The organism is Chloroflexota bacterium (assembly GCA_015478725.1).
In the GTDB taxonomy this organism is placed as follows: Bacteria; Chloroflexota; Limnocylindria; order Limnocylindrales; family CSP1-4; genus C-114.
Genome location: JADMIG010000023.1, coordinates 10,625 through 21,188 on the forward strand (window position 1 = coordinate 10,625; position 10,564 = coordinate 21,188).

General features: G+C 72.1%; 9 protein-coding genes and 1 tRNA gene. 2 read left to right on the forward strand and 8 right to left on the reverse strand.

What is annotated here, in order from left to right; genetic code table 11:
* Window positions 1–2: 2 nt before the first annotated feature.
* Genes coaE through polA form a run of 4 tightly spaced genes read right to left on the reverse strand, consistent with a single transcriptional unit; the run spans window position 3 to window position 6,715 of the window.
* Window positions 3–653, reverse strand: coding sequence for a dephospho-CoA kinase (gene coaE, locus IVW53_12240; protein ID MBF6606342.1), 651 nt, complete (start codon window positions 651–653; stop codon window positions 3–5).
* Entirely contained in the window at window positions 650–2,707 is a 2,058-nt protein-coding gene (locus IVW53_12245; protein MBF6606343.1) for an ABC-F family ATP-binding cassette domain-containing protein, read from the reverse strand. The genes coaE and IVW53_12245 overlap by 4 nt, the downstream gene beginning before the upstream one ends.
* Entirely contained in the window at window positions 2,707–3,777 is a 1,071-nt protein-coding gene (gene mutM, locus IVW53_12250) for a bifunctional DNA-formamidopyrimidine glycosylase/DNA-(apurinic or apyrimidinic site) lyase (GenBank protein MBF6606344.1), read from the reverse strand. Before mutM ends, IVW53_12245 begins: the two co-directional genes overlap by 1 nt.
* Window positions 3,770–6,715: a DNA polymerase I gene (gene polA / locus IVW53_12255; GenBank protein ID MBF6606345.1), complete on the reverse strand. Its 2,946-nt coding sequence runs from the start codon at window positions 6,713–6,715 to the stop codon at window positions 3,770–3,772. Before polA ends, mutM begins: the two co-directional genes overlap by 8 nt.
* A 162-nt stretch (window positions 6,716–6,877) precedes the next feature.
* Here polA and IVW53_12260 point away from each other — a divergent pair, with 162 nt between their 5' ends.
* Window positions 6,878–7,126 (forward strand): SCO4226 family nickel-binding protein, encoded by a 249-nt coding sequence (locus IVW53_12260; GenBank protein ID MBF6606346.1) that lies wholly within the window; start codon window positions 6,878–6,880, stop codon window positions 7,124–7,126.
* 8 nt (window positions 7,127–7,134) lie between these two features.
* Here IVW53_12260 and IVW53_12265 read toward each other — a convergent pair whose 3' ends face one another.
* The 3 genes from IVW53_12265 to IVW53_12275 form a co-directional block, all read right to left on the reverse strand.
* Window positions 7,135–7,950 (reverse strand): hypothetical protein, encoded by an 816-nt coding sequence (locus IVW53_12265; protein ID MBF6606347.1) that lies wholly within the window; start codon window positions 7,948–7,950, stop codon window positions 7,135–7,137.
* A gap of 28 nt (window positions 7,951–7,978) precedes the next feature.
* Window positions 7,979–8,620, reverse strand: coding sequence for a sigma-70 family RNA polymerase sigma factor (locus IVW53_12270; protein ID MBF6606348.1), 642 nt, complete (start codon window positions 8,618–8,620; stop codon window positions 7,979–7,981).
* A 111-nt stretch (window positions 8,621–8,731) separates the two neighbouring features.
* A complete protein-coding gene (locus tag IVW53_12275; protein MBF6606349.1) occupies window positions 8,732–9,685 on the reverse strand; it encodes an LLM class flavin-dependent oxidoreductase in 954 nt (317 codons plus the stop codon).
* A 23-nt stretch (window positions 9,686–9,708) separates the two neighbouring features.
* On the opposite strand from IVW53_12275, the gene IVW53_12280 reads away from it, so the two are divergent.
* A tRNA-Leu gene (locus IVW53_12280) sits at window positions 9,709–9,794 on the forward strand.
* A 20-nt stretch (window positions 9,795–9,814) separates the two neighbouring features.
* Here IVW53_12280 and IVW53_12285 read toward each other — a convergent pair.
* Entirely contained in the window at window positions 9,815–10,546 is a 732-nt protein-coding gene (locus IVW53_12285; GenBank protein ID MBF6606350.1) for a sugar transferase, read from the reverse strand.
* Window positions 10,547–10,564 lie beyond the last annotated feature (18 nt).

A 10,564-nucleotide genomic window follows, 5' to 3' on the forward strand; every position in this document is an offset into this window, starting at 1 on the left:
ACTCAGCGCCCCGGCGCCGCCAGCGCCTCCACGAACGCCGCCTCGACCGTCGCACGGACGGCCGCCGTCTCCCCCGACGTGTCGATCCGCCGCGTCGCGACCGGCACGAGGCGCTCGACGAGCCCGCGCTGTGACCGGATCCGCCGTTCCGCATCCGGCGCCGGGGTGCCGCGACCCGAGAGCCGCGCCCGCTGGCTGGCCTCGTCGCACTCGATGAGCCAGACCTCGTCACAGTCGGCCGCAAGTCCGCTGTCAAGGAGACCGATCGCCTCGACGACGACCGCCGGCGCGCCCGCGGCGTCCGCGGCGTCGAGTGCGGCGGCGATCCGCGGGCGGACGGCCGGCCGGACGATCGCCTCCAGATCGCGAAGGGCCGCCGGTTCGGCGAAGACGACGCGGGCGAGGGCGGACCGATCCACCCCGCCGTCGGCAGATTCGACCGCGCCGCCGAAGCGTTCGAGGATCGCTCGCTCGATCGGCGTGCCCGGCCCCGACACGGCACGAGCGACGGCATCCGCGTCGATGACGACCGCACCGAGGTCGCCGAGCCAGCGTCCGATCGTCGACTTGCCGCACCCGATCGGTCCGCTCAGGCCGATGCGCACGGCACGCGGCGCCGACGGATGCGATCCGCCACGGCGCGAGACGGTCACGGCGCGCGCTCCTCGAGCTCGAGCCACGCCTCCTCCGCGGCGGCGAGTGTCGACTCGACATCGGCGAGCTCCGAGGCGATCCGGCGGAGCTCGACGAAGTTCGCCTGGACGGACGGATCGCTCATCGCGAGCTCGAGGTGGCCCTTCCGGAGGCCCAGCCGCGTGAGGTCGCCGTCGATCGTCGATCGCTCTCGCCGGTATCGATCCTTCGACAGGCGCGACCGGATCGGCCTGCGGACCGGGGGCGCGGCCGGGACTGCCGCCGCGGACGCGCGGGAGGGGCCGGATTCCGCTGCCGATCGCTCCCGCGCGGCTGACCCGCGCAGGGGGGGCACGGCCCGACCGCCGTGGAGGCGCCGCTCCTCGGCCGCGGCCGCATCGCGGATCGTCCACCCCTCGCTCGCCGCCACGCGCCAGGCACGGTATCCACCGTCGAACGACACGGCCAGGCCATCGCCGACCACCCACAGCCGGTCGCAGATGGTCTCGAGCAACCGTCGATCGTGGCTCACGACGAGGATCGTCGCGGGCGAGTCGGCGAGGAATGACTCGATCGCCTCCCGAGCCGGGATGTCGAGATGGTTGGTCGGCTCGTCGAGGAGGAGGAGGTTCGATGGCATGATCCCGAGGAGGGCGAGCTCGAGCCGGGACCGCTCACCACCGGAGAGCGTGCGGACCTCCTTGAACACGTCCTCGTCGCGGAACAGGAACCGGGCGAGGTAACCGCGTGCCTCGCCGGCCGTGACGGGCAGTGCGTCGAGCAGCGCTTCGAGGACGGTGGCGCCGGGGATGGCCGCCTCGCGGAGCTGGGCAAGGTAGCCGAGCTGCGTCGCGTGGCCGAGGGCGAGGCCCCCGTCGAGGGGCGGCAGGTCGCCGGCGATCGTCCGGAGCAGCGTCGTCTTGCCGGCCCCGTTCGGGCCGACGATACCGATCCGTTCCCCTCGCGACGCGCTGAGCCACGGGGCGCGGGCGATCTCGACGGGCGCGCTTCCCTCGGTCCCGCGATCCTCGCCCGCGAGGCCATCCCCGCTCCGCGATGGGAGATACCCGACGACGAGTCCCTCGATGGTCAGAGCGGTCTCGCCGGACCGGCGCGGGCCGGCACCCGCGAGCGCGGTCGCCGGGATCCGGAGGCGCTTTCCGGTCCGCGGCGCATCCACCCGTGCCTCCTCGAGCCGCCCGAGGCGCGCCTCGTGCTCATGCATCTTGCTGAACTTCCGATGGCTCCGGTAGCGCTGGACGAGCTCACGCTCGCGTTCGATGTCCGACGCCTGACTCGCCACGTCCTTCGCCGCGCGCTCGTCGCGTTCGATGCGCTGGCGGTGGTAGGTGGACCAGTCGCCGCGGAACACCGTGAGGCGGCGATCTCGAAGCTCCCAGACCCGCGACACGGTCGCGTCGAGGAACGCCCGATCGTGCGACGCGACGAGGATCGCCCCGGAGCGCCGCCGAAGGTGCTCCTCGAGCCACTCGAGCGCCGCGATATCGAGGTGGTTCGTGGGTTCGTCGAGCAGCAGCAGGTCCGGATCAGCCACGACGAGGCGAGCGAGCGTCGCACGGGTCTGCTGGCCGCCGGACATCGCCACCGGCGGCCGCTCCCAGTCCGATCGGGCGAAGCCGAGGCCCGAGAGCGCCTCGTCGACACGCTGATCGAGCGTGTAGCCGCCGAGGGCCTCGTATGTGTGCTGGAGGTGCTCGTAGGCCGTCTCCGTCACCCGGTGATCGAGCTCCATGGCCCGGATCTCCCGTTCCATCCGTTCGAGATGAGCGGCCCCGGATCGGACCGCGGTGCGGATGTCGGGGGCGGCCATGAACGCGGCGTCGAAGTGCGACTCCTGGAGGAGGAACCCGAGCGCAAGGCCGCGCCGCCGGTGGACCTCGCCGTGGTCCGGTTCGTCGACCCCGGCGGCGATCCGGAGGAGCGTCGTCTTGCCGGCCCCGTTCGGACCGACGAGGCCGATCCGATCGCCGACGGCGATGGCAGCGCTCACCTCGTCGAGGATCGTGAACGTCCCGATCTCGCGGCCGACGGCGGACAGGCGGAGGAGCGACATCAGGGTTCCGCTCCCACGACCCGGCGCGCCGCGGCGCGCCGGGTGGCTGCCGCCCGTCGGGTCCGTTCGGTCCGCGCCCGCGCAGCCACCGCCCGCGCCTCTGCGCCGCTGAGCCCGAGCGGCACGGCATCGACCATCCCTCCGAGGTCGGTCCACCGGCCTCCCGAGCGATGACGGTGACCCGTCATGCCACGGAGCATGGCGCCCGCGCCCGCCTGGTCGACCGCCGGCAGTCGCTGGCACCACGAGCAGAAGTGCGTCGCCCGCCCCCCGACGACGATCCGGCGGATGTCGCGACCGCAGCGGGGACATGGCTCACCCGTCCGCTGGTACGCGACGAGGCGCTCCTGCATGCTCCCGTCCCCGTCCGGCGCGGTGTAATCGTCGATCGACGATCCGCGCCGTACGATCGCCTCGGCGAGGATCGCCCGGATCGCCGCGTGGAGGCGCCGCTCGTCTGCCGGGCGGAGCGACGATGCGCGCCGGAGCGGATGGAGTCGCGCCGTCCAGAGCGCCTCGTCCGCGTAGATGTTGCCGATCCCGGCCACGAACGACTGGTCGAGGAGGAGGGGCTTGAGCCGGCCGCGCCGCGCCCGGACGAGCCGGCGGAACCGGGCGACCGTGAACGACGGGTCGAGCGGTTCCGGACCAAGTCCCGCGAGCGCTCCGCCACCACCCTCGACGAGCGCACCGGTCTGCGGATCCCGATGGTGGACGCCCACCCGACCGAACTTGCGGATGTCGCGGAACCGGATCTCACGACCGTCCGCGAGCTCGAGCACGAGGCGGACATGCGGGTCGTCCGGGGCGACCGCCGGCACGACGAAGAGCTGGCCCGTCATCCTGAGATGGACGGACAGGACGACACCCCCGGCGAGCTCCACGAGGACGAGCTTCGCCCGTCGGCCGACGGCCTCGATGCGGCGGCCGACGACGGCCGCGGCGAAGACCTCCGCATCGCTGCCTCGGAGCGTGCGCGGCCAGGACGAGCGGACGCCGCCGATCGTCGCGCCCACGATCCGCGGCCCGAGATCGCGGGCGATCGTCTCGACCTCCGGAAGCTCAGGCATCGACGGGCGCCATCGCCTCCCAGTCGTCGCCGACCTTGATGTCGACGGTGAGCGGCACGTCGAGTGGCATCGCGCCCTCCATCGCCTCGCGGAGGACCGGCACGAGCGAGGTGACCTCCTCGCGCGGGACCTCGAGAAGGAGCTCGTCGTGGACCTGCAGGATGAGGCGGGCCGCGGATCCGCCCTCGCGGAGTCGGTCGGCGAGGCGGATCATGGCGAGCTTGATGATGTCGGCGGCGGTCCCCTGGATCGGCATGTTGATCGCCATCCGCTCGCCCGCGGCACGGAGCGTCGGGTTCCGGGCGGCGAGCTCGGGGATGTGTCGCTTGCGGCCGAGGAGGGTCGTGACGTAGCCCCGCTCGCGGGCCTGCTCCTTGATCGCGAGCATGTAGTAGCTGATCCCGGAATACGTCGCGAAGTAGGTGTTGATGAACGCCTGCGCCTCGTCCCGCGAGATCCCCGCCCGGCTCGACAGACCGAAGTCGCTCATCCCGTAGGCGATCCCGAAGTTCACCATCTTCGCCATCGACCGCTCATCCACGGTCACGTCGGCGGGATCCTTGTGGAGGACGCGGGCGGCGGTGTCGCGGTGGATGTCCGCCCCCCGGGCGAACGCTTCCCGGAGGTGCTCGTCGCCGCTGACGTGGGCGAGGATCCGGAGTTCGATCTGGGAATAGTCGGCGGCCACGAGGACGCGATCCGGCGAGCCCGCGACGAACGCCGCCCGGATGCGGCGGCCGAGCGGCGTCCGGATGGGGATGTTCTGGAGGTTCGGGTCGGACGACGAGAGCCTGCCGGTCGCCGCGACCGCCTGGTGAAAGGTCGTGTGGAGCCGCCCGTCGAGCGGGTCGATGAGCGACGGAAGGGCCTCGACGTACGTCGATCGGAGCTTCGTGTAGATCCGCCATTCGAGCAGCTTGTCGACCATCGGATGGGCCGCCCGAAGGTCCTCGAGGACCGACGCGTCGGTCGAGTAGCCCGTCTTCGTACGCCTGCCCCTGGGCAACCCGAGATCGCCGAACAGGACCTGCTCGAGCTGCTTCGGGCTGCCGAGGTTGAACTCGTGGCCGACGTCGAGGTAGATCTCCGCCTCGAGACGCGCGATCTCCGTCGCGAACTCGTCGGCGAGGGCCGCAAGACGGTCGCGGTCGAGCGCGACGCCAACGGCCTCCATCGCCGCGAGGATCGGGACGAGCGGCAGCTCGATGTCGCGGAACAGCCGATCGAGCCCCTGCCGAGCGAGGTCGGCCTCGAGCGGTCCTCGGGCCGCGATCGCAGACAGCGCCTCCAGCCCGGCGCGCGCGGCCGGAGCGAGCTCCGCTGACGGCGGAAGGATGAGGTCGAGACGCTCCGCGACGACGTCGGCGATCGTCTGGCTCCGCAGGCTGGCGTTGAGGAGATACGCGGCGATCTGCGTGTCGAACACCACGGCTCCGGCCCGGCGCCTCTCCTCGTCCGTCGAGCCGGCGACGAGGAGCGACTTCACTTCGTGGCCGACGAGCGGTGTGCCGGTCTCCTCGAGCAGGCGGCGCAGGGCACTCGATGCCGCGGCTCCCTCGGTGGCCACGACGCGCCCGTCGGCGCCGGCGACGGCGAGGGCGAGCGGCGTCTTCCGATACGGCCGGGCATCGTCGAGGACGATCGCGACGCCGACGGCTGGTTGCGTCGCGAGCCATGGCCCGAGCCCCGCCACGGCGTCCGCATCGACGATCGCGATCCGCCCCGGATCGGCGATCGCGCCCCGGAGCGCGTCGCCGGGAGCCTCCGGGGAGATCGCCTCGAGGGACGCCGCATCGACGATCCGTCGGACGGTCGCCACACTCGTCGCCGCTGCCGCGCCGCCGCCGAGGGCGTCGAAATCGAGCGACAGCTGCAGGCCGGGCCCCTCGCCGAGGAGCGAGCGGTTGCGTCCGGGCGAGCCGCCCGCCGAACCCGCGGTCGATCCGGAGGCGGCCCCCGTGCCGGCGCGGTCCGGCCCCCAGCCCGCAGGCCTGCCGGCCACCTGGGCGGCCGGGAAGGAACCGTCCGCGGTCGTCGCCCGGAGCGCCTGGACGGTCTCGTCGGCTCGTTCGCCCGAGAGTGCCGGGAGGCGTTCGATGAGCGTCCGGAACTCGTATTCGCGGAACAGCCGGATGACGGTCTCGCGGTCGTAGTCGCCGAGGCGCGCCGCGTCGAGGTCGAGGGACACGGGCAGGTCGCGGACGATCCGCATCAGCTCGCGCGACTCGAGCACCCGGTCGCGTGCCGTGAGGAGCGCTGCGCGGAGTTTCTCCGGGGTCACCTCGTCGATCCGCTCGTAGAGCGCGTCGAGGTCGCCGTGTGTGGCGATGAGCCTCGCCGCGGTCTTCTCGCCGACGCCGGGAACGCCGGGCACGTTGTCGGTCGAATCGCCCTTGAGCGCCTTGAAGTCGACGATCTGGGACGGCCGCAGGCCATAGCGCTCCTCGATCCTCGGCGGGTCGTAGATGACCGTGTTCTGGACGCCGGATCGGGTCGTCATGAGCCGCGTCCGGTCCGTGACGAGCTGGAGCATGTCCAGGTCGCCGGTGACGACCGTCGTGTCGAGGCCCCGCCGCTCCGCCTCCACGGTGAGCGTGCCGATGACGTCGTCCGCCTCGTAACCGGCCATCTCGTAGACGGGGATCCGCAGGGCGGCGACAACCTCGCGGACCTTCGGGAACTGGTCCCGGAGATCGTCCGGCATCCGCTGGCGGTTCGCCTTGTACTCGGCGAACCGCTCGTGGCGGAACGTCGGGCCGGAGAGATCGAAGGCCACCGCGACGTAGTCCGGGCGGATGTCCGCGAAGCCCCGAAGGACGATGCTGCAGAAGCCGAAGACCGCGTTGACGAGCTCGCCGCGCGAGGTCGTGAGCGGCGGCAGGGCGAAATATCCGCGGTAGATGAGCCCGTTGCCGTCGAGCAGCATCAGGCGGTCCATCGGCAGGCCTCGGGATGGATCGGACGTCGTGGGTTCGTCCGGCCAGTGTAGCCGGCAGCCGGGTCGCGTCCGGCGACGTGAGACCTGGGCTCCCGCTTGCACCGCGGAGTACCGTTGGTGTCCTGGACGGGGGCCCGCACGATCGCAGGAAGGACCCACGGCATGCCGAAATTCATGGACGTCCATCGCAGCATGAAGGGCATCACGCCAGAGGCGCTGAAGGAAGCGCACCAGGCAGATCTGGACATCCAGGGCGATGAAGGAGTCGACTTCCAGCGAGCCTGGGCCGATCCGGACAGCGGCATGGTCTTCTGCCTGGCCGAGGCGCCGAGCGCTGACGCCGTCCGACGCGTCCACGAGCGGGCTGGACACCCAGCCGACGACGTCTACGCAGTCCCCGTGGAGGTCTGACTCGCTGATCAGACGGTCGCGCGTCTCCGTATGACCGTGCCGACCAGCACGAGGAGGAGCCCGGCCAGCACGAGGACGCCCGACGCGACAGCCACGATCGCGCCCCAGTCCGGCGGGCGCACGGCGACGACACTGCCCGGAACCGGCTGCGAACCGGCGATCCCCCGCGACGCCGCCGCCTCGGGCACGGTCGCCGCGGAAGCCGCCGGAGCGCTCTTCGACGTCGGCACGGCGCTCGCGGCCGCGACGGGCCCACCCGGCACGGCGACGCCCGGGCGCGGTGGACTGGGTTCGACCGCGGCGCCGAGCGCGGGCGCCAGGGCGTCCGTCGGCATCGAGGGTACCGCCGCTGCGGCCGAGCCGGCGGCCCCCGCCCGATTCGTCGTCACGCCGCCCGTCGTCCCGAGGAACGTCGACCCGACGCCGGGGATCGTGGAGAAGAGCAGGCCCGCGAGACCGAGGGTCGCGAGCCCGACGCCGACCGGCCGCAGTGGCCAGCCGCCCCGGGCCAGGCCTCCGAGCATCCACCAGTGGTGGGAGCGGCGGAGTCGAGCGGCATCCGTCGTCGAGAGACGGAAGTCCCGCTCGCGCGGCGGCACCGGGAGCACGCTCGTCGCGATCGCGATCGAGCGGAGATCGGCGGCGAGCAGTGCGCAGTCCGGGCAGCCATCCACGAGCGCCGCGGCGGCGGCCAGATCGACGCCGGTGAGGTCGTCCGCGGCGTACGCCGCTATGACGATCCCGTCGTGGCGGTCGTGGGGACCGAGCGTACCCATGGGTCGGGAGGATCGGCTGCGCTCGCCGTGGTCGTCGCGGCTCGTCATCGGGTCGTGCATCGTCGGTTGGACGGCTTCATCCGCGGAACAGTTCCATGCGCCCCTCGAGGATGCCCCGGAGCGCGAGCCGGCCGCGGTGGATCCGCGACTTCACCGTGCCGAGCGAGACGCCGGTCATGGCGGCGATCTCGTGGTAGTCGAATCCCTGCACGTCGAAGAGGACGATCGCCGTCCGCTGGTCCGGGCCGATGCGTGACATCGCCTCCGCGAGCGCCCTCGATCGCTCGGCCAGCACGACGAGTCGCTCCGGATCCGCCTCCGGCCCCGTCGGTGGCTGCCACGAATCGTCCTCGAGCTCCGGGTACGGCTGGCTCGGTCGGCGCTTCCGGAGGCGCTGGGCGTCCATCGCGGCGTTCACGCAGATCCGGCTGAGCCAGCTCCGGACGCTCCCGCCGCGGAACGCGGCGAGGTTGCGGTAGGCCGAGAAGAACGCCTCCTGCACCGCGTCCGCGGCCTGGTCCGGATCCGGCACCATGCGGACGACGAGCGCCCAGAGCTGATCCTGGTAGCACGTCACGAGATCGTTGAACGCCTCGAGGTCGCCGTCGCGGGCACGCTCGATGAGGATGCGGTCGCGACGCTGGATCGGATCCTCGACCGTCGCCGAACCCTCGGCATCGGGGACCGCACCGGCGGCGGCGGGGCGAGGGTCGTCCACGGACGGGCGGCTCCTGCGGGCGGCAGGGATGAGGCGGACCGAATCTAGCATGGGGTGGGACCCGGGACGCTCCTTGCAGCGCGCCGGTTCCGGGCCCTCCGTCATCCTCGATCAGTCGGCGTCCAGAAGCTCGACCACGGGCGCCATCGCCTCGAGCGCGGCCAGTGTCGGTGGCCAGACCAGGACTTCGACAAGGGTGAAGCCACCGGCACGGAACGCCCGGAGGCCAGCGGCGATCTCCTCGGCCGAGCCACGCAAGGGTGCGCCGAACACCTCGGCCGAGCCGGTGACTGACGTCGGCTCCACGACGATGCCGGCTGACTTGCCGATCGTCGCGGGATCGCGGCCGACCTCGAGGCAGGCTGCCTCGAGTGCCGCGAGGCGCGGCCCGAACTCCTCGAAGTCGCTCCGCTCCTCGACGTACCAGCTCCAGATGTCGGCATGGAGCGCGGCCAGACGAAGCATCTTCGGACCCTTGGCGCCGATCATGATCGGGATCCGGCCGGGGCGAGGTCCGACCGGTCGGTGCTCCAGATCGCGCGCTGCGTGGAAAGCCCCCTCGAAGTCCGCCCGACCCTGTCGCAGGAGCGGGACGATGATCTCGACCGCCTCCGCGAACCGGCCGAAGACATGGTCCTCGGGCAACCCGAAGGCATGCGCCTGGTGACCGGCGTGCCCCGAGCCGAGGCCGAACACGAAGCGGCCCCCGCTGATCTCATCGAGCGTCTCGACGGCCTTCGCGGTGATCCCGGGATTCCGGTGGAGTGCGGAGAGGATCCATGTGCCGACCTTCACCCGCGAGGTCGCGGCCGCCACCGCGCCAGTCATCGCGACGCACTCCCACCACCCCTGCGTCTTGCCGTCCGGCGGGCGCCACAAGAGTTCGTCGGCCGTCCAGACCGTATCGAACCCGATCTCCTCGGCCCGCTGCGCGAGCTCACGGATCTCGACCCATCGCGGGGTCGCGCCGTCGACGAAGGGCTCTCCCATCGGGAGCACGAGACCGATCTCGAGCGTTCGCATGGAACCTCCGGCGAGCATGTGGGTGACGCCGAGTCTAGCCACCCGCCGCCTACACTTGCACTCGGCCCGGAGTGGCGGAATGGCATACGCAGCCGACTCAAAATCGGCCGCCCGCAAGGGCATGAGGGTTCGACTCCCTCCTCCGGGACCAAATCGCCGGGCGGACCGGCTTCAGCGGCCGTCGAAGGCGAGGACGGCCGGCAACGTGCGGGCGAGGATCGTGACGTCGAGCCGGAGTGACCAGCCGTCGATATAGGCGAGGTCGAGGCGGACCCAGCGGTCGACATCGTCGTCGTTGCGGGCGCTCACCTGCCACAGCCCGGTCAGGCCCGGCTTCACGCACAGCCGGCGGCGCTGCCACGGCTCGTACGCAGCCACCTCGGCTGGCAGCGCCGGCCGAGGCCCGACGAGGCTCATCTCGCCGCCGAGGATGTTCCAGAGCTGCGGGAGCTCGTCGAGGCTGGAGCGACGGAGGAACCGGCCGGTCCTCGTGAGTCGGGGGTCGTCGGTCAGCTTGAATCCCGGACCGCGGACCTCGTTCCGCGGAGCCACCTCGCCGAGCCGCCCCTCCGCGTCGTGGACCATCGTTCGGAACTTCCAGATGGTGAGCGCTGCGCCGTCACGTCCGACGCGCCGCTGGCGGAAGAGCACCGGCCGTCCGTCGACGATGGCGACGACGACTGCGACGAGAGCGAAGAGCGGCGCGAGCACGACGAGAGCCGCCGCCGCGCCGACGACATCGATGAGCCGCTTGACCGCGACGGCGGCCGACCGGCCCGCGACGCGGCTCTGGTCGTCGGTCGGCGCTTCGTGCGAACGGTGGGAGAACCGAAGCCGCGGACGAGACGTTATCTCCGTCATCGATGCTGCTCGCCGACCGGCCACGCACCGCCGCCCCTGCATCGCGATCGACCCGGCGCC